The sequence below is a fragment of the Bacillus sp. AY2-1 genome (assembly GCF_008368965.1).
In the GTDB taxonomy this organism is placed as follows: domain Bacteria; phylum Bacillota; class Bacilli; order Bacillales; family Bacillaceae_G; genus Bacillus_A; species Bacillus_A thuringiensis_S.
The window spans coordinates 1-21,679 of sequence record NZ_QPEL01000011.1 but is presented as its reverse complement, the minus strand read 5'-3'; the positions used below and the strand labels follow the sequence as shown (position 1 = coordinate 21,679).

The following is a 21,679-nucleotide window of genomic DNA, read 5'->3' as shown; positions in this document are numbered from 1 at the left end:
TTATAATACAGATAAACATGAGTATAGGTAATTTCAGACAATAATTCGGAAATTGTTCATAATTTCACAAACATATTTTTCCTTTTTCCTCTATTGAAAATACAAAAATCCAAATTTTTATTGTGCATGTTTTCATGCTATATACATAGTGAGGAGGGAAAAGTGATGAATGGGATTGAAATTTTTGCGAATACAATTTTAAAAGAAGCGTGTAGGGTACAAGCGTCAGATTTACATATTGTGCCCCGGCAGAAGGATGTAGCGGTGCAACTACGTATAGGAAAAGATTTAATGACGAGACAATGTATTGAAAAGGAGTTTGGAGAAAAACTTGTCTCACATTTTAAATTTTTAGCATCTATGGATATAGGAGAGAAACGGAAGCCACAGAATGGTTCGTTGTATTTGCAAATTGATGGACAAGAAGTGTATTTACGCCTTTCAACACTTCCAACAGTATATCAAGAAAGTCTCGTTATTCGCCTTCATTTACAAGCATCTGTTCAGCCCTTATCACATCTTTCGTTATTTCCAAGTACGGCAGCAAAACTACTCTCGTTTTTACGCTATTCACAGGGGCTACTCGTGTTTACTGGACCGACTGGTTCTGGGAAGACAACGACAATGTATGCATTATTAGAGGTAATTAGAAAAAAGAAAACACGTCGTATCATTACACTTGAAGATCCGGTTGAAAAAAGAAGTGACGATGTATTACAAATTCAAATAAATGAAAAAGCGGGTCTTACATATGAAACAGGATTAAAGGCTATTTTACGTCATGATCCAGATATTATTTTAGTCGGTGAAATCCGTGATGAAGAAACAGCAAAAATAGCTATAAGAGCAAGTTTGACAGGACATTTAGTAATGACAACGCTGCATACGAATGATGCGAAAGGAGCAATCATTCGTTTCATGGATTATGGTATAACGAGGCAAGAGATTGAACAGTCTTTATTGGCTGTAGCTGCACAGCGACTTGTCGAATTGAAATGTCCGTTTTGCAGAGGGAAGTGCTCAACTTTATGTAAATCAATGAGGCAAGTAAGGCAAGCAAGCATTTATGAGCTGCTATATGGGTATGAGTTAAAACAAGCGCTTAAAGAAGCGAATGGAGAATGTGTTACTTACAAACATGAGACTTTAGAATCGTCAATACGAAAAGGATATGCTTTAGGGTTTTTAGAAGATGATGTTTATGTTTAAGAAAACTTGGAGTTTAAGTAATCAAGTAGTATTGTTGAAACGTTTAGGAGAATTATTAGAAAAAGGCTACTCTCTTTTACAAGCATTAGAATTTTTACAGTTTCAATTACCTGTAGAAAAGAAAGTACAATTGCAAAGCATGGTTGAGGGATTAAAAGATGGGAAAAGTCTACACGATTCTTTTCATCAGTTAAGGTTTCATCAGGACATGTTAAGTTATTTATTTTATGCCGAGCAACATGGTGATATTTCTTTCGCTTTGCAACAAGGAAGTGCACTTCTTTATAAGAAAGATAAGTATAGGAGAGACATGATGAAAATAATGCAGTATCCTATGTTTTTGGTGTTTTTTCTACTAATCATGCTTTTTATTTTCAACCTCATCTTATTACCGCAGGTTGAAATGGTTTATAGTTCGTTCGGTTCTAATACACCACTACTTACAGAACAAATTTTAAGTGCAATAAAAATGCTACCTTACATTATTTTAACCGCTATTGTAACTGTTATTATTGGATGTAGTTTATATATGTTGTATTTTAGGAAACTTCCACATATTAGACAGGTAAAAATCATGCATCGTATTCCCTTCATCAAAACATTTCTTATTTTAAAGCATTCACATTATTTTGCTACTCAGTTGAGTGGTTTATTAAATGGTGGACTATCAGTATGCGAAGCTTTAACAATAATGATGGAGCAAAGATATCATCCGTTCTTTCAATATGAAGCGAGCCGAATTGAAAGACAATTAATTGGAGGAGAACAGTTACAATCTATCATTGCTAAAAGTGGGTATTACGAGAAAGAACTTTCTTATGTTATTACGCATGGACAAGCAAACGGTAATTTAGCGATTGAATTAGGTGACTATAGCGATCTTATTATGGAAAAGATGGAACGGAAAATTAAACATATGGTAGTTATCATTCAGCCTATTTTATTTACATGTATTGGAGGAATCGTTGTCCTTATGTATTTAGCGATGATTATGCCGATGTTTCAAATGATGAATTCTATTTAGGAGGCATTTGTATGCAGAATGAGGAAGGATTTACTCTGTTAGAGATGCTATTAGTAATGGTTGTCATAACTATATTATTACTATTAATTATTCCGAATGTAGTTACACAGCGCTCATCGATCCAAGGAAAAGGGTGTGCAGCTTACGTGAAATCTATAGAAGCGCAAATACAAGTATATCAATTACAACATAATAAAATTCCATCGTTAAAAGAACTGATAGATGAAAAGTATATTACAATTGATAAGTGTCCGAATGGCGAATCTATTCATATTTCAGATGATGGCACAGTATCAATTAGGACATTGTGAAACAACAGGGGTTTACTTTTTTAGAGATGTTACTCGTTTTATTTGCTATTTCTGTATTGAGTATAGTTACGTATTTTAGTGTTCATTCCTTATACGAGCGACAAAAAGTTGAACAATTTTTGAGACAGTTTTCAAATGATGTTTTGTATATGCAGCAATTAGCGATAAACCGTCAAAAGCACTATACATTACGTTGGTATAAAGATAGAAATTTGTATGCTATAAAAGAGTTAGGTACAAAGTATTATATCGTCAAGCGGGAGTATGAAGAAGATATACAAATTGATTTGCATACGTTTCCAAACCCGATGACATATAATCCAAGTGGAAATATTAATAGAGGTGGTACGATTATAATTTCGTATCGAAATTATAAATATGAAATTGTATTTCAGCTTGGAAGAGGGAGATTTACGTATCGTGAAATGTCAAAAAGGGTCCATAATGGCTGAAATGATTGTGTCGTTAAGTGTTTTAATGATGGCTGTATCGTTACTACTACCGCAAACAGTATTAGTTATGCAAGAAAGAAAAAATATACAAATTCGTTATAAGGCATCTGGGTTATTAAAAAAAGAAGCAGCTATATATATGTATGGAAATGAAGAAAAGCGAATAATAGAAAAGAATATGAATGGAATTGTGTATTACACATATTGGGGAGGCAATGAAGTTTGTACCATGTGGAGAGATGTGAAAGAAAGAATGGTGGAACAATGCTTTTATGTAGGAGAAAAAGTAAATTAGAATTTGGTTTTTCATTAATAGAAATGATTGTATGTCTGTTTCTATTATCAATATTTTTTTTGCTCTTTCCCCGCCTACATTTCATTGAAATGGAAAATAAACAGTCAAAAGGATTAAATGATTGGGAGTGGGATGTGTTTTTAGGTCAAACGCAATTGGAGTTTCGTGAAGTATCATCTGGAGAACAGCTAGCATTTGAAAATGGAGAAAGTATTTTAAGATTCCGATCGCGTAATGGGAGTGAAGTATCATATGAAAAAGAGAATAGTCGTCTTATAAGAAAGGTAAATAGGCGTGGGAGAGAAGTTGTTTTACAAAATATTGGAACGGTTTCTTACAAACTAACACCTCATGTACTCATTATAAATGTGAAAGATACTAGTGGGAAAATATATGAAGGGGTAGTTATGCGATATAGTGAAATGGAAATGAATGTATGAGAGGGCAAAATGGGTTTACAATGCCTGGAACGATCATCTTTCTTATTTTATTAACTTCTTTTTTTATATACGAAACCAATATGCTGCTTACAGATAAAAATTTTTATATGGAAATAGAACAAAAGTTTTTACTGGATGAACTACTTAACCGATCTATTACAGATATAAAAAAAGACTTACAGCAAAAAGAAAAAGAAGGTGCATTTTTCTTTCAGTATGAAAAGGGAGAAGCGAGTGGGAATTATGTTTTTGAAAATGATTCAATTTTCGTTGCGTTGCAGTGCAAACTCAAACAGGAAGCTTTCTATACGGTGAGCTTTCGGTATAGAAAAAAGGATGGAAAAATAGTCGATTGGATAGAAGGATAATATGTGAAATATATGGAGATAAACCAGGGGTTTCTATTATAAATTGAATTGACTTTTTAGAAGAAATGGATAAATATAATGATTAAAAGTTTAAATTTTCTCAAAAAAGAGAAAGGTAGAAAGAATATGATATATTCATGCTATCCAATCATTATTTTTAGGGAGAATAGGGAAATGACAAATAACAATCAAATAGGTGAAAATAAGGAACAAACTATTTTTGATCATAAAGGAAATACGATTATGACAGAAGATAGAGAAATACACATTATTTCAAAATTCGAAGAACCTCTTATTGTCGTATTAGCAAATGTACTAAGTGATGAAGAGTGTGATAAATTGATTGAAATGTCTAAAAATAAAATGAAGCGTTCTAAAGTTGGTTCATCACGTGATGTAAATGATATTCGAACAAGTAGCGGTGCATTTTTGGAAGACAATGAACTTACTTCAAAGATTGAAAAACGAATTTCATCTATCATGAATGTTCCTGCGTCGCATGGTGAAGGATTGCACATTTTAAATTATGAAGTGGATCAACAATATAAAGCACACTATGATTATTTTGCGGAACATAGTAGATCAGCTGCTAACAATCGTATTAGTACGCTTGTAATGTACTTAAATGATGTAGAAGAAGGCGGGGAAACGTACTTCCCGAAATTAAATCTTTCTGTACATCCTAGAAAGGGAATGGCAGTATACTTTGAGTATTTTTATCAAGATCAATCACTAAATGAGCTTACGTTACATGGAGGGGCACCTGTAACGAAAGGCGAGAAATGGATTGCAACGCAGTGGGTGAGAAGAGGTACTTATAAGTAAAAGCGAGTGTTACGTTTTGTTCTTCATAGTATAAGAACAAAACGTTTTTTTATTAAACAAAGTAGCATCTTTCGTTATAATAACAATTAATAAATGACGATTGAGAGGACAGAAAATGAAATCTATATACATAACCGGCTATATGGGAGCAGGGAAAACAACAATTGGAAAAGCATTAAGTCAAGAACTTCAAATGGATGTTGTAGATACTGATCAAAAAATCGAAGAGAAGCAAAAGAAGGCAATTCGTGATATTTTTGCCGAAGAAGGCGAAATGACTTTTCGGGAATATGAAAGCGAAATGTTACGTTCGCTACCAGTCCATAATGTCATTATTACAACTGGTGGGGGAATTATTGAACGAGCGGAAAATCGCAAGTGGATGAAAGAGAACGGAACTGTCGTGTATTTATATTGTGATCCAAATGTAATTGCAGAAAGGCTTCGTGAAGATACGACACGTCCACTATTTCAAAAGAAAGATATAGCTGCATTCGTAAAGAAATTTGAATCACGCCGAGCTTATTATGAAGAGGCTCATATTCATATCGATACGACAAATAAGTCTGTAAAGCAAATTATGAATGAATTAAAGGAAAAGATTAATGTATAAAAAAGTGGACATACTAATCAAGTAGAGGTGATGATAATATGTCTACTAATGATTATGTTCGCTTTGTGACGCAGCAGTTTGTGTCGTATATGGATGCTCCAAAAGAAGATCGAAAACAAAAGAAAGAACAACGCCGTGCTGAAAAAGAGCCATTTATGAATAAGTGGTTTGGTGTTATGCCGCTGAGTGCTGCTTTGTTTTATCGAAATGTAAAAAGTAAAAGAAAAAAATCAAGTTAAATTTTAGTCATATGTCTAGCAAAACAAAGATCCCCTAGTGTCGTAATACACTAGGGAATCTTTGTTTACTGTACGGATTCTTGTTCTTCCGTAACGGCATGTATTTTATTGTTCACCCATACGAACCCTATTCCGATACAAATAGAAATGCCCCAGCCGACAGCGGTCATAATCGCTCTCATTTCACCGTAGCCATCTACACCAAAAACAGAGATGAAATAAATTTTTAAAAAGCTTTTTAATATAAATTGTAGCCCGAAAAATAACGTTAAATATTGCAGTGCTGGATATATACGACTATCACGATAAAGCTCACGACTTTTATCGCGGTCATGGCCTTGCAGCGCTGCAATATCTGCTGCGAAATATAACATAAGTGGTTTTTTTATAAAAATTGTACATATGACGATAATACCGAGTACGATGTGATAATACGCATCGTTCCATAACATTCGTTCAGCTGACCCAGATAATAGATCTACCGTTGTATTAGAAATGAGTGTAATTAAAATAAAGAACCCTGTCACGTTAAACTGTTTTTCTTTTTTAAAGGTATACAGTGTATAAATAATCCCCGGAACAGAGGAAAGTAACATCGCGTAATAAGGATCGATATAAGGTTTTGCAAATTTCCAAATGAGGAATGGGATTACGAGATAAAAGACAAGATCTAATATAGCTTTTTTATTTTGATTCATACAAAGCCTCCTTAAGTCATACATATATTTTATAATATAATTTCTGAAAATTGTATAAGGTTTAATGGGAAAAGAAAAAATATATCAATTTTTGAGGGATTAGTAGATTGAAAAAAATTGCCCCTAGCGTAGTAAGTTTTTTTAGTATATAATAAAGGAAACGCTTTCATTTTTAGTTTGTTCACAAAATGGACGGAAAATCACATATTTACTATCGATATGTTGCTTTATAATGAAACTAATTAAATATACATGCATACAATATTGTGAAATAAATAACATAAATAATCTATATAAATGTAAACGTTATCAAAAGAGAGAGGTGGAGACAATGAGTAAATTTTTCTTCAATCATAATCCAGCAACAGTAGAGGATGGAAGGCTTGTTAAATATGCTGAAATTATTTATGGAGAAGGTGGCCGTTCTGTATTAGAAAATTTAATGGTGAAGGCATCTATCAGATTGCGTGATCGTTATCCGAATAAATCTGACGAGCAGATCTCGAACCTAGTAAATAAAGGCATCCATGATATGTTTCAAAAATATGTGAGCGAGTAAGAGTAGCCAATGGCTGCTCTTATTTTTTTGTATAAGGATTGAAACTCTAGCTGAAAATAAACATGTATTTTGAAAAACGAAAAAAGGAGTGGGAAAGATGAGCAATGGAATTGGACGTTCGAAAGAAAATCTTCCAACTGATGCAAATCATGTGAGCGCAAAGGATCGTGCACAGCAGAAACGTATGGCACAGAAAAAACAGCAAGAGCGTAGTGGCGATAGCGAGTAGGGTAGAAAATAGCTCAAAAGAGGCTCCTTCTAAAGCAGAAGGAGCTTCTTCAAGATAGAAAATGATTCGCGGTAACATAAAAAAGGCCACCGTTAATAATTTGCACTGTAATACGTGGTTCATACTGTTCTTGCAGAGCTTGTTTTTCAATTTCATAGCTCTCAGGAAGTTCGTCACTTTCTTCATAAAAACGGTTTAAAAGGTCTAGATCATGATTCCAACGCACTCTTGCTTCTTTTGCCCACGTATGGTCATCTTCTGCAATTATATTTTTTAAAGCGTCTTCTATGCGTTGTAAACCACTTTGAGGTTTAATGATGGGCGAGAGCGTAAAACAAAAATCAGGTATTTTTGGTGTAAGTTTAATGTTTGTTAATGTTTCATGAAAGTTTGCCATCATTGTTCCAGAAATGAGATGAATGCCAATCGAGTGAAGGATGTCTTTTTTTCGATCACATTGATAGGAAACTTTTATATTAATACCGAGCCAAGGGTGGAGCGGTGTATGTGTTGCCCCATTATGTCTTACATCCTCATATAAACGTATGTAAGAGCCTAATTCTTTTGTCGTTTGGAAAATTTGATGTAGACGTGGTGAACCGTAGTGAATAAGCTCACCATCATTTTCTTCATTTTCTGGATTTGTAATAAGAGTAAGGCGCATCGGATTCGGTACGCCTCCTGTTTTCTCAAGATAGTGCCAATAAAAAGGGCGATTCATTAATAATTTATCCATCTCAATTGTTAACTGTACATCTAATAAATGAGGAGAACGTTCTAAAATTTCACAGTTATTCGCCTCAAAGAAATTGTATAAGTAATTATGAATTTCATGTTGCTGCATAGCCTTGCACCTCAGCTTCATTTCGTTTCGCAAAGTCGATAATAGATGTTAAGTTTTCCATCTTAATTCTAATTTCACCTTCGCTTTTTGATTGCGCGAAAATTTCTTGAATGTGCGCGTCGATGTTTTTCATATTAATTCTCGTTAAAATTTCATCGAGTTCACCGATAACACGCTCGAATAAGTTGATTTTTTCATATAACAGTTTCAAAATATGTTCTTCAACAGTATGCTTTGTAGCTAAGTTATAAATATGAACATCATTCTTTTGACCGAGACGGTGAATACGTCCGATTCTTTGCTCAAGACGCATTGGATTCCATGGCAAATCATAATTGATCATATGGCTACAAAACTGTAAGTTAATGCCTTCTCCGCCAGCTTCCGTTGCAATTAACACTTGGGCACGATTTTGGAAAAGTTCCTTCATCCAATCTTTCTTCCCGCGTTTAAATCCGCCGCGGAATGGGACAGAAGAAATACCGTGTTGTTGTAAAAACCATTGTAAGTACATCTGTGATGCTCGGTATTCCGTGAAAATGACGACTTTATCGTCAATTTCTTTTATAAGCTCTAGAGCTTTAGTTGCTTTCGAGTTGAAAGGAATATGATTAATTTTGTCCATTAGCACATCGATATGTGGATCTTTTATATAATGTTCATTTTCTTTCTGTCTTTTTTCTACATGCTTTTTCAATGAATAGTAAACAGCCTCACGACTACTACACGCTTCCCGTTTTAAAGTTAACGATGAGAAAGCAGATGTGAAGGCGTCTTGTCCTCGCCAATTTTCGATATCATTATATAGAGCTTGTTCTTGTTCATTAAACTCAACAAAAATTGTACGTACATGTCTCTTCGGCCAATCGATACCGGTATTATGTCGTCTATTTCGCACCATTACTTTGTTAATGAGAGCTTTTAAGTCTTCATCTGATTCGGCTGAGCGATTTTTGGAAGCGTAATATTCTTCAAAGTTGGATTGATTGCCTAAATGTCCTGGCTTTAATAAAGAAACAAGGTTAAAAATTTCATCAATCTTATTTTGAACAGGAGTAGCGGTTAGTAATAAACAAAACTTCTTTTTTAATCGTTGTGCAAATTCATAGTTTTTTGTTTTATTATTTTTCAGTTTATGTGCTTCATCGATAATAATAAGGTCATATTCTAAGTTCAACACGATATCGCGATGTGGTGAACGTTTCGCAGTATCAATTGATGATACGATTACGTCAGCTTGTTCCCACGAGTAGCTTTTCTTTTGTGCTACAGCGGGAATGAAAAACTTTGTATTCAGCTCGTATGCCCATTGTGATACGAGAGAGGCTGGGACAAGTATAAGTACCTTTTTCACAAGCCCGCGGACCATGTATTCTTTCAAAATAAGTCCAGCTTCGATTGTTTTTCCAAGACCTACTTCATCTGCTAGAATCGCTTTACCATTCATTTGTTCAATCACATTTTGAGCGACTTCTAATTGATGCGGAAGCGGCGTGAAATGGGATAAATGTTTCGGTGCTTGTAGTCCATCAAAAGTAGGAACAAGTAACGATTTTTCTGTTTCATAAGCTAAGTGATATAAATCCCAGTTTGTCCAAGGACCATCTTCATCAATTCTATTTAAAAAATTGTTTTGCCACGTCCGATCTACGGAAATATCGACATTCATTACGACTCTCCCACCTTTTATAAACTAAAGTAATTATTTTTTAATGTATGATGATTTGCCTCAAAAGAAGGCATAATTATCGTTATTAAAGGCTATATGATAGACAATAATAAAGTATTAAATCTCAAAAGCTGTATTTATTGTGTTTTAACATAAAAAATTCTAAATTATTTTTTATGCTAGAATATTGATGAAATATAGCGAATGATGTTAGGATAATGGTGTGAAATGTGTGGAATCTTTCGTATTTTATCCAAGAAAGTGATTTTTTATTTACGCTTTCATAAAAAAATATAATGAGATTCCGTATATCCTATCTTTTCAGAATGAAAATGTTTAGAAAAAGGAAGCAACTTTTATTGATTTGTCAAAGCATAAGGGGGAGAGAGCATGATTACATTACAACGTACACCGTTATTTGATGTATACGCGAAGTATGGTGGGAAAACAATCGACTTCGGTGGTTGGGAATTACCAGTTCAATTTTCAAGCATTAAAGAAGAACACGAAGCTGTACGTACAGCTGCAGGTTTGTTCGACGTGTCTCATATGGGAGAAGTTGAAGTAAAAGGTGTAGATAGTTTAGCATTTTTACAACGTGTTGTTACAAATGACGTATCTACCTTAAAGGTAGGGGGCGCACAATATACAGCTATGTGCTACGAAAATGGTGGTACAGTAGATGATTTATTAATCTACAAACGTGGTGAAGAAGACTATTTATTAGTAATCAATGCATCAAATATAGAGAAAGATTACGAATGGTTAGCAAGTCATGTAATTGGCGATGCGACAGTAGTCAATGTTTCTAGTGAAGTTGCACAGCTTGCAATTCAAGGACCAAAAGCAGAAGGCATTTTACAAAAAGTTGTGTCAGAAGATTTGAAAGAAATTAAGTTCTTTAAATTTAAAAACAATATTCTTGTAGATGGAATTCCAGCACTTGTATCTCGTACAGGTTACACAGGTGAAGATGGATTCGAAATTTACTGTAAGAGTGAAGATGCTGCAAAACTTTGGGAGAAACTTCTTGAAGTTGGAGCAGAAGAGGGCTTAAAAGCATGTGGTTTAGGTGCTCGTGATACACTTCGATTCGAAGCAACATTACCACTTTATGGACAAGAATTATCAAAAGATATTACACCGATTGAGGCTGGAATTGGCTTTGCGGTAAAAACAAATAAAGAAGCAGACTTCTTTGGAAAAGCAACGTTAAAAGAGCAAAAAGAAAACGGTGCGCCTCGTAAATTAGTCGGCATCGAAGTAATCGAACGTGGAATTCCTCGTACGCATTACCCTGTATTTATTGGTGAAGAAAAAATTGGGGAAGTAACGAGTGGTACACAATCTCCAACGTTAAAGAAAAGCATTGGTTTAGCACTAATTGATGTAAAATACGCAGCAGTTGATACAGAAGTAGAAATTGAAATTCGTAATAAACGCGTCAAAGCAGTAGTTGTTCCAACACCATTTTACAAACGTTCAAAGTAACGGGGAGAGGGGTAGATTTCATGTTGCATCGTTATCTTCCAATGACAGAAGAAGACAAAAAAGAAATGTTACAAACGATCGGCGTTCAAACGATCGATGAATTATTCTCTGATATTCCAGAGAGTGTTCGTTTTAAAGGGGATTTAAAAATTAAAGAAGCAAAATCAGAGCCAGAGCTTTTAAAAGAGCTATCTCAAATGGCTAGTAAAAATGCTAACTTAAAAGAATACGCTTCTTTCTTAGGAGCAGGCGTATACGATCATTATGCTCCAGTAATTGTAGATCATGTTATTTCTCGCTCAGAATTTTATACAGCTTACACACCATACCAACCGGAAATTTCACAAGGGGAATTACAAGCAATCTTTGAATTCCAAACAATGATTTGTGAATTAACAGGAATGGATGTAGCAAACTCTTCTATGTATGACGGGGGTACAGCTTTAGCTGAAGCGGCAATGTTAGCAGCTGGCCATACTCGCAAAAAGAAAATTCTTGTATCTAGCGCGGTTCATCCAGAATCAAGAGCAGTACTTGAAACGTATGCAAAAGGTCAAAATCTTGAAGTTGTTGAAATTAATCATAAAGATGGTGTAACAGATTTAGACGTATTACAAAGTGAAGTAGATGATACAGTTGCTTGTGTAATCGTTCAATATCCAAACTTCTTTGGACAAGTTGAAAAATTAGCTGATATTGAAAAAATCGTTCATCAACAAAAATCATTATTTATCGTTTCTTCAAATCCATTATCATTAGGCGCATTAACACCACCAGGGAAATTTGGTGCTGATATTGTAATCGGTGATGCACAACCATTTGGTATCCCAACGCAGTTTGGTGGACCGCATTGTGGTTACTTTGCAACAACGAAAGCATTTATGCGTAAAATTCCAGGACGTCTTGTTGGACAAACTGTAGATTCAGATGGTAAACGTGGATTTGTATTAACGTTACAAGCACGTGAACAGCATATTCGCCGTGATAAAGCGACATCTAACATTTGTTCAAACCAAGCGTTAAATGCATTAGCAGCTTCTGTTGCAATGACGGCACTTGGCAAACAAGGTGTGAAAGAAATGGCACGTCAAAACATTTCTAAAGCACAATATGCAAAACGTCAATTTGAAGCGAAAGGCTTTACTGTAACATTTGCTGGACCATTCTTCAATGAGTTTGTTGTAGATTGCAAACGTCCAGTGAAAGAAGTAAACGATGCATTATTACAAAAGAATATTATCGGCGGTTACGATCTAGGCCGTGATTATAAAGAGCATGAAAACCATATGCTTGTAGCGGTAACTGAGCTTCGTACGAAAGAGGAAATTGACACACTTGTAAACGAAATGGGGGCTATCCAATGAAGAACCAAGACCAAGCACTTATCTTTGAAGTGACTAAAGAAGGACGCGTAGGATATAGCTTACCCAAATTAGATGTAGAAGAAGTGAAACTAGAAGATGTGTTTGAGAGCGATTATATTCGAGTAGAAGATGCAGAGCTACCAGAAGTATCTGAACTTGATATTATGCGCCACTATACAGCACTTTCAAACCGTAACCACGGTGTTGATTCTGGATTCTATCCACTTGGATCTTGTACGATGAAATATAATCCGAAAATTAATGAGAGTGTAGCTCGTTTCGCAGGATTTGCAAATATTCATCCACTGCAAGATGAAAAGACAGTACAAGGTGCAATGGAATTAATGTACGACTTACAAGAGCATTTAATCGAAATTACAGGTATGGATACTGTTACTTTACAACCAGCAGCTGGTGCACACGGAGAATGGACAGGTTTAATGTTAATTCGTGCATACCATGAAGCAAATGGTGACTTTAACCGTACGAAAGTAATTGTGCCTGACTCTGCTCACGGAACGAATCCAGCATCTGCAACTGTAGCTGGTTTTGAAACAATTACAGTAAAATCAAATGAAAATGGCCTTGTTGATTTAGAAGACTTAAAACGTGTTGTCAATGAAGAAACAGCAGCACTTATGTTAACAAATCCTAATACATTAGGTCTATTTGAAGAAAATATTTTAGAAATGGCAGAAATTGTCCATAATGCAGGCGGTAAATTATACTATGATGGTGCAAACTTAAATGCGGTATTAAGCCAAGCGCGCCCAGGAGATATGGGATTTGACGTTGTGCATTTAAACCTTCATAAAACATTTACAGGTCCTCACGGCGGTGGTGGCCCAGGTTCTGGTCCAGTAGGTGTGAAAGCTGATTTAATTCCGTACTTACCAAAACCGATTTTAGAAAAAACGGAAAATGGTTATCACTTCAACTACGACCGTCCAGAAGCAATTGGTCGTGTGAAGCCATTCTATGGTAACTTCGGAATTAACGTTCGTGCATACACGTATATTCGCTCTATGGGTCCAGATGGCTTGCGTGCAGTAACTGAGTATGCTGTATTAAATGCGAACTATATGATGAGAAGATTAGCACCATTCTACGATCTTCCATTCGATAGACATTGTAAGCATGAATTTGTATTATCAGGTCGTCGTCAAAAGAAACTTGGCGTACGTACATTAGATATTGCAAAACGTCTGCTTGATTTCGGTTACCATCCACCAACAATTTACTTCCCATTAAATGTGGAAGAATGTATTATGATTGAGCCGACAGAAACAGAATCAAAAGAAACATTAGATGGTTTCATTGATAAGATGATTCAAATCGCTAAAGAAGTAGAAGAAAATCCAGAAGTTGTACAAGAAGCACCGCATACGACAGTCATTAAACGTTTAGACGAAACGATGGCTGCACGTAAACCAGTTTTACGTTATGCAAAGCCAGCTCCTGTACAAGTTTGATTAGAATAACAAAAAAAGAACTCGCTGCGGCGGGTTCTTTTTTTGTATGGAGAATTTGTGCAGAAATAGTGAAGAAAATGTTAAAAAATTATATTTTTTGTTTCCTAATGGTGTAAAGGTGTAGTTTTATAGGTAGTTTTGTTGAAAAAGTCAGTTTGATAAAAGTATTTATTTTTGTTAGAATTTTATTGAAATTAAGAAGATGTGATGAGGCAAAAATTACTCATTTTTATGTATATGTGAAAAAACGAGCAAGACGGGGGTGAAAGTGTGGGATATCGATGTTATAGAATGGTATACCATTTAGAAAATGGAGAAACAATTAAAGATGTAAAAGAATTTTGCTATCGAGACCAAGGGAAAGTGTTAGAAAGAGTAGCAAATCGTGTAATGGATAATAGAGAAGTGACGGCAATTGATAAACAAGGAACAATCATTTCAATAGCATGTGAGGACATTGTAAAGGTGGAACTTGATTACATAACAGAAAGTTAACCTTGAGTCATATCGAATTATTCGATAAAATAAACTGTTGAATGGTGAAGTGAGAAGAGAGGAGTTTATCATGGGTAGTACAAGACACTTTTATATGTTTATCTTAGCGTTTGTTCTTGTTGTGGCATTAACGATTTACTTAATCGTTGACAGCAGCTGGTACAACACAGTTCATCCGGCATTTCTTCTGTTTATGTATATAGGAATTGCAGTAGTAAGTTTCGGAATGAGAGACGAGATGTTAGATCGCTTTGAAAAGTGATACATATACGAAAGACCAACAGGGAAATGTTGGTCTTTTTTTCTTGGGGAAATTTCAAAAGGCACGTTCTTCAATAACGACAATACGAGAGCAGTAGTTTATAAAAAGAAACGCTATTTGGCACATCTTTTGGAGTATGTAATATAAAGCTGAAAACGATGATGAGAATAAGAAATAGGAAAAATAAAAATAGGATTTGTTTATGTATGGAATTTGGCATATTATTCACTCCTTTTTTAGGTAGTCTGTCCAAAAGAAAGGAGTGTATGAAAAATTTTAGGAGGGGAGAATGATGAACAAAAGAAAATGGTTATATAGAATAGGGGTACTTTTCGTTTCAATCGGTCTCATATTAGCAAATTTTTATTCAGACATACCATCACCGTTTCCTAATTTGCATAAAGGGATTGGTATAAGTATTGTCATAGTTGGTCTGTTTTGTCTTATTGCATCTAACTTTTATAGAAAATCTGAATGAATACAAAAAAGGACAGTTACTCTTTTTTAGAAGTACTGTCCTTTTTAAATAACTTATTCCATAGCTTGGCGATACTTCATATAATGACGATTGCAATGGAGGCGATAATGGACCAAACAATCGATATAATTTCAAGTGTCATGTTAGGAAAGAATGTGAGAATGGATAATACTTTATGAAACAATGATTCTATTATATGAAAACTTATTTGTAATAGAATGACAATCCCGAGTGTAATCCATGCTAACAGTTGATTCCCTTTTTCTTTCCACATGACATTCACCTCACGTTAGCTTAATAGTTTTAAGCCAACAGCGCCGCATAAAATGCAGCTTAAGAAAGCAAGACGACGCCAATCCGCTGATTCTCGGAAAATGAGAATGCCTAGAAGTGCACTTCCAGCAGTTCCGATTCCAGTCCAAATCGCGTAAGCAGTTCCCATCGGTAACGTGTTCATCGCAAGAGATAAGAAGAAGAAGCTTACGCCGAAGTTAGCGATTAAAATAACTTTTGGTGCCCAGCCTTTCTTTTCAGTGGCTACTTTCATAAAGAGTACACCAATAATTTCACAAATACCAGCTAGAATTAAAAATACCCAAGCCATTTTATGCAGCCTCCTTCGTTTCTTTTTCTTCTGTTACTCGTTTTAGACCAATTACTCCGAAGAAGATTAAACCGATTAATAAAACTTTTACAATAGAGAAAGGTTCTCCGAAGATGAAAATCTCTGTAAGAACGATTCCGCCAGCTCCGATTCCTGTGAAGACTGCATATACAGTGCCGACAGGTAAATCTTTATAAGCTCTAAATAATAAGACGAAACTAATTGTAATTAATAGAGCAACACCAGCCCACTCAAGTGGTGCCTCCGCTTTTTTTAGTCCAATCACCCAAAAGATTTCAATAATACCAGCGATGATTACATAAATCCATGCCATATGTCATTTCTCCTTCCTACCAGTCGTTAGGTAAAGTGCTTAAAAACGACGCATTGCAAAGGAGCAATCCGTCAGTTTGAAAGTCCGCGCCAAAATACTTTCCAAGAAGCGTCTAAACGTGTCTCAAAACGATTTAAACCTGCGTATAATAGTTCAACCATAAGACCATCGAGTAAGCATAGAAAAGCCTCTAAGGCGTCTTTTACTTCAATGTTATGCAGCTCATCTTGTTCGCTTGCTCTTTTAAATACAGGGAATAAAAGTTTTCCGACGTTTTCAATGTGTACATTTGCTTTATCAATAATTTGTTCGCGAAATGCATCAGGCGGAAAATAAGAAGTTCGTAACCAAAACATTGATTCTTCACTTTCACCAAATCGTTTTGCATAGCCTTTTAATAATTTTAAAAGCAATTCTTCAGTGGACGAATTGGAAAAGCTTTCGATATCGCCTGTGAAGCTCTGCAAATCTTTTTGAAGAGCAGATTCTAAGCATATGAAATATAGCTCTTCTTTTCCTTTAAAGTGTGCGTAAATCGATGGTTTTTTAATCCCAACTTCTTGAGCAATATTTGCCAATGAAGTTCCTTCATAGCCGTAGCGTGCGAAATGAGAAAGTGCTACAGCTTTAATGCGGTTTGCTGTCATTTTCATCCCCTACCTACCGTTCGTTAGGTTAATTATATGAGATGAAAAATATAATGTCAATAGGTGAAGAGCTGAAAAAGAGCGTTATAGGTAACGCTCTTTTTAGACAGTCTCTCGCTTAATTAAATGGAATGAAAGCTCTTTTGCACTGCCGACAATTTGCTCGCTTTGAATCTGCTTATGGAATAAAGAAAAAGCATGTGAGCCCATTGCGAGACCGGGATGTTCAATTGTGGAAATTTCTAATGCCTTTGAAATTTCATGATTATCAAATCCAAGGATAGCAAGGTCTTCAGGTACTCGGATGCCATGTTTTCGAGCCTCTGTTAATAAACCAGCTGCAACTTGATCGTTCGCTGTGAAAATAGCAGTTGGACGATTTTTCATATTTAAAATACGATGGAGTATTTGTGCTCCGTCCTGCATTGTATAGCATTGGTGGAAAATCCATTCAGGATGCAACGTCTTCCCTTCGTTACAAAGTGTATCGGCGAACGCCTTTTCACGCTCCATGGAATTTACACTTGTTTTTCTCGCTAAACAAATTCCGATCTTTTCATGGCCTTTACTTAGTAAATAGGTAGTACCGAGACGAAAGCCTTCATAATGATCTACGTAGATGGATGAAATGAGGGGATGGTTCATTTTTTCACATGAAATAATAGGGGCAAATTTTGCGAAAGGTTCGATTTGTTCCCAAGAGCTCGTCCGGGAGCAAATAATCATCCCATCAAATTGTTTCATTTTCATCATTTCAAGAACACGAATTTCTTCAAGGCTATCGTAATTTGTTTGGCATAAATTAATGTGATACCCAGCTAATAATGCTTCGTTACCAATTCCTTCAATAATGGTACTGAAGTAGGGGAGGTTAATGAAAGGGAGCATAACGCCAATTGTATATGTTTTCCCTCTTATTAAATGGACAGCATTTATATTTTTTGCGTAGTTTAATTCTTCAACAGCATCTAGAACACGCTTACGCTTTTCTTCTTTTACGTAAGGGTGATTATTCAGGACACGAGAAACAGTTGATATCGATACACCAGCAGTTTTAGCAATTTGTTTTATATTGGCCATATGTATCACCTCTTTCTCTTATTATAAAGGGAAAATAATAAGAAAGAAAAAATCTTGACCTGAAAAGCTTTTCACAAACTATGGTATTAATAAGACTTCTTTTTATTCGCGTAACCTTTTCACTTGGGCGTAAGAATGATAGGGGTCTTTTTTGTTTGCAAAAAGTGTTGTCAAAATGTGTGAGAATAACGTGGAAAGTTTTCAAAGGTGTAGTTTGGTGACAAAGCGAATATGAAGAGCATATAAAGTGAAACTTTAATCAGTGGGCGCCATCCCCCACTGATTATTAGCCGGCACTAATCGGGCCGTTAGTGCGGGATCAACGCTTCGTTCGTTAAGAGAGCGGTATGAAAGGGCGGAAACAAATTGAAAAAAAGAATCATTTGTTTCGTGTTTTCTAGTTTTGTACTTAGTTCGTGTTCGTTTCAGCAAACGATGCAAGAAGAAAAACACTTTGTGGGAACAACAGGAGGAGCTATGGATCGTGTTACGGATCCTATTCCGCTAAAGGAAATTCCAAAATATTTTCCGGTGAAGTTTAAAGTTCCAACGTTTTTACCGTACGACATTATAAGTGATGTAAAGGGTGAAGTAAGAACGCTTGGGAAAAAGAAGGCTGTCTTAACGATTAAATATAAACAGCAGGAGCAAGGTAGAAATGAGTATATTGAGTTAAATGTCGCGAACTTTCCTTATAGTTTTCCGGATTTCGTGGAAGAGAAGCGATTTCAAGAACAAATGAAACTAAATAATGGAACGTCTGCTTATTTTAAAAATAAAGATGATTATGAACGTGGTGACGAATTTGCTACGCTTCTATGGAAAGAGAAAGGAATTGAATATCAGCTATTGTATCGGAATGTAGAAGAGAGCGATAAAGACACGATTAAGCAAAATTTATTATACATTGCGAATAAGATGAAATGAAAAAACTAGCTGATTTATTCAGCTAGTTTTTTGTATGTTATTATTTCTTTTTAATTTTGCCTGTCCAAGATTTAAATCCACCTTGTAATTGGTAGAAATCTTTGTAGCCTTGTTTTTTTAAGTATTGCGCTGCACGACCTGTACGGAATCCGCTTTGGCAATATAAGTAAACAGGTTGATCTTGACGAAGTTCTTTATGGCGAAGGCGAATTTGTGATAACGGAATGTTACGTGCACCTAAAATGTGCCCTGCGTTATATTCATCTGTTTCACGAATATCGATAAGCTGTGCTTTACGGTAGCCAGCGCGAAATTCTTCTTCTGTAAGAGTTTTAATTAATTTTTTCTGATAGAAGTACATCCATACAGTGTAGCCGATGAATGCTACGATTACGGCTAATAAAATAATCCAAGTTGTTGACACGATTCTATCGCTCCCTTTTTTCTTATCCTACTTTCAATATTATAATGCCCATATGTATTTATGCAACAGATTCATTTGCATATAAGAAGAAATTTCGTATTCTTTCACAAATTTTGTCGAATTTGGTAGACTAGAGAATGTGAAAAATACTTGGTTATATGAGGTGCAGGATGGGAAAAGAAAAATGGTGTTATATTAACTCTGGTCAATGTTCACCGGCATTTAATATGGCGTTAGATGAATGTTTATTAAATTGGCAAAGTGAAAAGAAAATGCCACCAACAATTCGTTTTTATGAATGGGAAGTACCAACATTAACAGTTGGATATTTTCAACGTGTTGAAAAAGATATTAATATGGATGTAGTTAACGAAAAGAAATATGGATTCGTTCGTCGTCAAACAGGCGGCAGGGGTGTACTACATGACAAAGAGTTAACGTATAGTGTTATTGTGTCTGAAGATCATCCGAATATGCCGAAAACAGTTACAGAAGCGTATCGTGTTATTTCGCAAGGCTTATTAGATGGTTTTAAGGCATTAGGGCTAGAAGCATATTATGCAGTTCCAAAAACAGAAGCAGATCGTGAAAATTTAAAAAATCCACGTTCAGGCGTATGTTTTGATGCACCATCTTGGTATGAAATTGTAGTGGAAGGAAGAAAAATTGCTGGTAGTGCTCAAACACGTCAAAAAGGTGTTATTTTACAGCATGGATCGATTCCATTAGAAATTGATTTAGATGAACTATATGATCTATTTTTATTCCCAAATGAACGTGTGAAGGAACGTATGAAAAGTATGTTTTCTTCTAAAGCGGTAGCAATTAATGAATTAACAGACCGTACATTTACGATAGAACAGTTAATTAAAGCGTTTGAAATTGGGTTTGAAAAAGGATTGGATGTAGAACTTGTTCCATATGAATTAACAGAAGAACAGTTACATGAAGTTCAAACGTTAGCGAAAGAGAAGTATGAAAGTAATGAGTGGAATTATAAAAAATAAGAGATGGCAATTGCCACCTCTTATTTTTTTATAGTAAATTAAGTACTTTTTCTACTTTGATTCCTTTATCTTGTAAAGAACGAAGGCGACTTACAACGTCCATAATTTCTTTGTCAAATGTAACGCTAATACCTTGGCTTTGTAGTTCTTCTTTTAAGCTTTCAATAGAATCATCTATGTCGATGCCAAGCTCATAATCTTGACAAACTTCAATTGTCTTTTTCACGAGTTTAACATAATTTTCTTGTAGTTTTGAATTTGTTTCAGTCAAAGCAGGCTGCTTCGGTTTTGCAGGAGCAACCGGTGCTGTTTCTTGCTTTGTAACTGGAGTAGGGACTACTTTTTTCACAGGTGCTGGAGTAGTTAGTTCTACAGCCGCTTCTACACTTACTGGCTTCGGTGTCGGTACCGGAGTAGGCTTAGGTGCCATAGCAGGTGTTTCCACACGCGTAACAGGCTTAGGAGCGGGTGGAATTGCTTTTGGAGCTTCTACAACTACTTCTTTTTTCGGCGCTGCTTCTACCTGTGTTTCTTCTTGCTCGGCAGCGTCTTTATTTTCTTTACTCCACATAACGCGTTCAATTTCTAGAGAAACATTGTTTTTGTTCATCGCTGTTAATGTAACTTTACCAACTTCAGCGTTTCCAGTGAAATCAACAATTTTATAAATAACACTCTTGTTCCAATCCACGTTTCCGCTCAAAAATAATTCTTCGTTACATTTCGGCGTTAAGCCCTCGATTTTAATTTCTGCGTTTACACCGTTTTCACTATATACCATAATTAGCGAAGCATTTACATCTTCGTCTGCTAACATTAGTTCACGTACCATTTTGCCGGTGCGTACTTGCGTTTTCTTCTTAACTGACATCTAATTTCTCCTCTCAAAAATTCAGTAATAATAAAAAAATCGTATAACGAAAAATAATTGCTCACGAAGATTTATGATACCGATAATAAAAGCATCACGTCAACAATTAACTTTAATTATTTTGCATTTTTCTTATTTTCTTTATGAAATTTTTCAATTTGTAAAATTAGACAGAAGAAAAACAGCCTTTTGAAGGGCTGTTAAAAATTTGATTTTTTGTATAGTAATTTATATAAAATAAAAAATAAGATAGCAATTAAGGCACTTTGCCAAAAGTTTAGATGGTAAATGAGATAAGGTTGCTTTTGGAAATAAATATTTAAGAATACAGCGGAACAAAATGGAGTAGCAAATGCGAATCCAAATAGAATTCTTCTTTTCCAATTCATTTTCTGATCAAAGGAGTAACGCTTTAATAAATATAAAATAAATAGTATACCTAGTATAA

The 21,679-nt window shown here is 35.2% G+C and carries 31 protein-coding genes and 1 pseudogene; 20 read left to right on the top strand and 12 right to left on the bottom strand.

Going from position 1 to position 21,679, the window contains the following annotated elements:
- The first annotated feature begins 165 nt into the window (after positions 1 to 165).
- From comGA to DN403_RS01535, 10 genes are all read left to right on the top strand, one after another.
- Positions 166 to 1,209 carry a competence type IV pilus ATPase ComGA gene (gene comGA / locus DN403_RS01580; protein WP_001013181.1) on the top strand — a complete coding sequence of 348 codons (1,044 nt, stop codon included), beginning with the start codon at positions 166 to 168 and terminating at the stop codon, positions 1,207 to 1,209.
- Complete coding sequence (gene comGB, locus DN403_RS01575) at positions 1,196 to 2,233, top strand: competence type IV pilus assembly protein ComGB (RefSeq protein WP_025989085.1); 1,038 nt, start codon at positions 1,196 to 1,198, stop codon at positions 2,231 to 2,233. Before comGA ends, comGB begins: the two co-directional genes overlap by 14 nt.
- 11 nt (positions 2,234 to 2,244) lie before the next feature.
- On the top strand, positions 2,245 to 2,544 hold the full coding sequence (gene comGC, locus DN403_RS01570; protein WP_001178680.1) for a competence type IV pilus major pilin ComGC: 300 nt from the start codon (positions 2,245 to 2,247) through the stop codon (positions 2,542 to 2,544).
- Entirely contained in the window at positions 2,541 to 2,996 is a 456-nt protein-coding gene (gene comGD, locus DN403_RS01565) for a competence type IV pilus minor pilin ComGD (protein ID WP_002082168.1), read from the top strand. The genes comGC and comGD overlap by 4 nt, the downstream gene beginning before the upstream one ends.
- Positions 2,989 to 3,291 carry a hypothetical protein gene (locus DN403_RS01560; protein WP_000829465.1) on the top strand — a complete coding sequence of 101 codons (303 nt, stop codon included), beginning with the start codon at positions 2,989 to 2,991 and terminating at the stop codon, positions 3,289 to 3,291. Before comGD ends, DN403_RS01560 begins: the two co-directional genes overlap by 8 nt.
- Positions 3,261 to 3,731 (top strand): competence type IV pilus minor pilin ComGF, encoded by a 471-nt coding sequence (gene comGF / locus DN403_RS01555; protein ID WP_000923110.1) that lies wholly within the window; start codon positions 3,261 to 3,263, stop codon positions 3,729 to 3,731. The genes DN403_RS01560 and comGF overlap by 31 nt, the downstream gene beginning before the upstream one ends.
- Positions 3,728 to 4,099, top strand: a complete 372-nt coding sequence (comGG, locus tag DN403_RS01550; protein WP_001214886.1) for a competence type IV pilus minor pilin ComGG — start codon at positions 3,728 to 3,730, stop codon at positions 4,097 to 4,099. Before comGF ends, comGG begins: the two co-directional genes overlap by 4 nt.
- Before the next feature lie 174 nt (positions 4,100 to 4,273).
- Positions 4,274 to 4,924, top strand: a complete 651-nt coding sequence (locus DN403_RS01545; protein ID WP_000183866.1) for a 2OG-Fe(II) oxygenase — start codon at positions 4,274 to 4,276, stop codon at positions 4,922 to 4,924.
- Between the two features lie 115 nt (positions 4,925 to 5,039).
- Positions 5,040 to 5,537, top strand: coding sequence for a shikimate kinase (locus DN403_RS01540; protein WP_000836665.1), 498 nt, complete (start codon positions 5,040 to 5,042; stop codon positions 5,535 to 5,537).
- 38 nt (positions 5,538 to 5,575) lie between these two features.
- A complete protein-coding gene (locus DN403_RS01535; protein ID WP_000106083.1) occupies positions 5,576 to 5,776 on the top strand; it encodes a YqzE family protein in 201 nt (66 codons plus the stop codon).
- A gap of 65 nt (positions 5,777 to 5,841) precedes the next feature.
- On the opposite strand, the gene DN403_RS01530 is transcribed toward DN403_RS01535, so the two are convergent.
- Both DN403_RS01530 and DN403_RS01525 read right to left on the bottom strand, forming a co-directional pair.
- Positions 5,842 to 6,474 carry a VC0807 family protein gene (locus DN403_RS01530; protein WP_001073111.1) on the bottom strand — a complete coding sequence of 211 codons (633 nt, stop codon included), beginning with the start codon at positions 6,472 to 6,474 and terminating at the stop codon, positions 5,842 to 5,844.
- A 141-nt stretch (positions 6,475 to 6,615) separates the two neighbouring features.
- The gene (locus tag DN403_RS01525; protein WP_003279814.1) at positions 6,616 to 6,732 is read right to left on the bottom strand and encodes a hypothetical protein; all 117 of its coding nucleotides are present in this window, start codon (positions 6,730 to 6,732) and stop codon (positions 6,616 to 6,618) included.
- Positions 6,733 to 6,805: 73 nt separating this feature from the next.
- Between DN403_RS01525 and DN403_RS01520 the strand changes: the two genes are divergently transcribed.
- On the top strand, positions 6,806 to 7,033 hold the full coding sequence (locus DN403_RS01520) for a hypothetical protein (protein ID WP_000032702.1): 228 nt from the start codon (positions 6,806 to 6,808) through the stop codon (positions 7,031 to 7,033).
- 97 nt (positions 7,034 to 7,130) lie between these two features.
- Positions 7,131 to 7,262 (top strand): hypothetical protein, encoded by a 132-nt coding sequence (locus tag DN403_RS31635; protein WP_000064665.1) that lies wholly within the window; start codon positions 7,131 to 7,133, stop codon positions 7,260 to 7,262.
- 49 nt (positions 7,263 to 7,311) lie between these two features.
- Here the strand turns inward: DN403_RS31635 and DN403_RS01515 are convergent, their stop codons facing one another.
- Together DN403_RS01515 and DN403_RS01510 are read right to left on the bottom strand one after the other, a co-directional pair.
- Complete coding sequence (locus DN403_RS01515) at positions 7,312 to 8,106, bottom strand: YqhG family protein (RefSeq protein WP_001183963.1); 795 nt, start codon at positions 8,104 to 8,106, stop codon at positions 7,312 to 7,314.
- Positions 8,093 to 9,775 (bottom strand): DEAD/DEAH box helicase, encoded by a 1,683-nt coding sequence (locus tag DN403_RS01510; RefSeq protein ID WP_001100040.1) that lies wholly within the window; start codon positions 9,773 to 9,775, stop codon positions 8,093 to 8,095. The genes DN403_RS01515 and DN403_RS01510 overlap by 14 nt, the downstream gene beginning before the upstream one ends.
- A gap of 390 nt (positions 9,776 to 10,165) precedes the next feature.
- Between DN403_RS01510 and gcvT the strand changes: the two genes are divergently transcribed.
- The 6 genes from gcvT to DN403_RS01475 all read left to right on the top strand — a co-directional run bounded on the left by gcvT (position 10,166) and on the right by DN403_RS01475 (position 15,337).
- Positions 10,166 to 11,266, top strand: coding sequence for a glycine cleavage system aminomethyltransferase GcvT (gene gcvT, locus DN403_RS01505; protein ID WP_000631776.1), 1,101 nt, complete (start codon positions 10,166 to 10,168; stop codon positions 11,264 to 11,266).
- Between the two features lie 20 nt (positions 11,267 to 11,286).
- Positions 11,287 to 12,630 (top strand): aminomethyl-transferring glycine dehydrogenase subunit 1, encoded by a 1,344-nt coding sequence (gcvPA, locus tag DN403_RS01500; protein ID WP_000903240.1) that lies wholly within the window; start codon positions 11,287 to 11,289, stop codon positions 12,628 to 12,630.
- Complete coding sequence (gene gcvPB, locus DN403_RS01495) at positions 12,627 to 14,102, top strand: aminomethyl-transferring glycine dehydrogenase subunit 2 (RefSeq protein ID WP_000795712.1); 1,476 nt, start codon at positions 12,627 to 12,629, stop codon at positions 14,100 to 14,102. Before gcvPA ends, gcvPB begins: the two co-directional genes overlap by 4 nt.
- Before the next feature lie 291 nt (positions 14,103 to 14,393).
- The gene (locus DN403_RS01485) at positions 14,394 to 14,597 is read left to right on the top strand and encodes a DUF3929 family protein (protein WP_000262496.1); all 204 of its coding nucleotides are present in this window, start codon (positions 14,394 to 14,396) and stop codon (positions 14,595 to 14,597) included.
- A 70-nt stretch (positions 14,598 to 14,667) separates the two neighbouring features.
- Entirely contained in the window at positions 14,668 to 14,859 is a 192-nt protein-coding gene (locus DN403_RS01480; RefSeq protein ID WP_000535933.1) for a hypothetical protein, read from the top strand.
- 289 nt (positions 14,860 to 15,148) lie between these two features.
- The gene (locus DN403_RS01475) at positions 15,149 to 15,337 is read left to right on the top strand and encodes a hypothetical protein (protein WP_002082175.1); all 189 of its coding nucleotides are present in this window, start codon (positions 15,149 to 15,151) and stop codon (positions 15,335 to 15,337) included.
- A 76-nt stretch (positions 15,338 to 15,413) separates the two neighbouring features.
- Here DN403_RS01475 and DN403_RS01470 read toward each other — a convergent pair whose 3' ends face one another.
- The 5 genes from DN403_RS01470 to DN403_RS01450 all read right to left on the bottom strand — a co-directional run bounded on the left by DN403_RS01470 (position 15,414) and on the right by DN403_RS01450 (position 18,002).
- The gene (locus DN403_RS01470) at positions 15,414 to 15,611 is read right to left on the bottom strand and encodes a DUF3975 family protein (RefSeq protein ID WP_000265400.1); all 198 of its coding nucleotides are present in this window, start codon (positions 15,609 to 15,611) and stop codon (positions 15,414 to 15,416) included.
- 15 nt (positions 15,612 to 15,626) lie between these two features.
- Positions 15,627 to 15,941 (bottom strand): DMT family transporter, encoded by a 315-nt coding sequence (locus DN403_RS01465; protein ID WP_000312623.1) that lies wholly within the window; start codon positions 15,939 to 15,941, stop codon positions 15,627 to 15,629.
- Between the two features lies 1 nt (position 15,942).
- Positions 15,943 to 16,275, bottom strand: coding sequence for a DMT family transporter (locus DN403_RS01460; RefSeq protein WP_000312340.1), 333 nt, complete (start codon positions 16,273 to 16,275; stop codon positions 15,943 to 15,945).
- 71 nt (positions 16,276 to 16,346) lie between these two features.
- Entirely contained in the window at positions 16,347 to 16,928 is a 582-nt protein-coding gene (locus DN403_RS01455) for a TetR/AcrR family transcriptional regulator (RefSeq protein ID WP_002082177.1), read from the bottom strand.
- A 96-nt stretch (positions 16,929 to 17,024) separates the two neighbouring features.
- Positions 17,025 to 18,002: a LacI family DNA-binding transcriptional regulator gene (locus tag DN403_RS01450; protein WP_001273990.1), complete on the bottom strand. Its 978-nt coding sequence runs from the start codon at positions 18,000 to 18,002 to the stop codon at positions 17,025 to 17,027.
- Between the two features lie 390 nt (positions 18,003 to 18,392).
- On the opposite strand from DN403_RS01450, the gene DN403_RS01445 reads away from it, so the two are divergent.
- Entirely contained in the window at positions 18,393 to 18,929 is a 537-nt protein-coding gene (locus DN403_RS01445; RefSeq protein WP_033668925.1) for a hypothetical protein, read from the top strand.
- 40 nt (positions 18,930 to 18,969) lie between these two features.
- Here DN403_RS01445 and DN403_RS01440 read toward each other — a convergent pair whose 3' ends face one another.
- Positions 18,970 to 19,353 (bottom strand): rhodanese-like domain-containing protein, encoded by a 384-nt coding sequence (locus DN403_RS01440; RefSeq protein WP_000108654.1) that lies wholly within the window; start codon positions 19,351 to 19,353, stop codon positions 18,970 to 18,972.
- A 170-nt stretch (positions 19,354 to 19,523) separates the two neighbouring features.
- Between DN403_RS01440 and DN403_RS01435 the strand changes: the two genes are divergently transcribed.
- On the top strand, positions 19,524 to 20,360 hold the full coding sequence (locus DN403_RS01435; RefSeq protein ID WP_000514076.1) for a lipoate--protein ligase family protein: 837 nt from the start codon (positions 19,524 to 19,526) through the stop codon (positions 20,358 to 20,360).
- A gap of 28 nt (positions 20,361 to 20,388) precedes the next feature.
- Here DN403_RS01435 and DN403_RS01430 read toward each other — a convergent pair whose 3' ends face one another.
- The gene (locus DN403_RS01430; protein WP_000111891.1) at positions 20,389 to 21,231 is read right to left on the bottom strand and encodes a hypothetical protein; all 843 of its coding nucleotides are present in this window, start codon (positions 21,229 to 21,231) and stop codon (positions 20,389 to 20,391) included.
- Positions 21,232 to 21,431: 200 nt separating this feature from the next.
- Positions 21,432 to 21,679: pseudogene (locus DN403_RS01425) on the bottom strand (hypothetical protein); the annotation flags it as partial.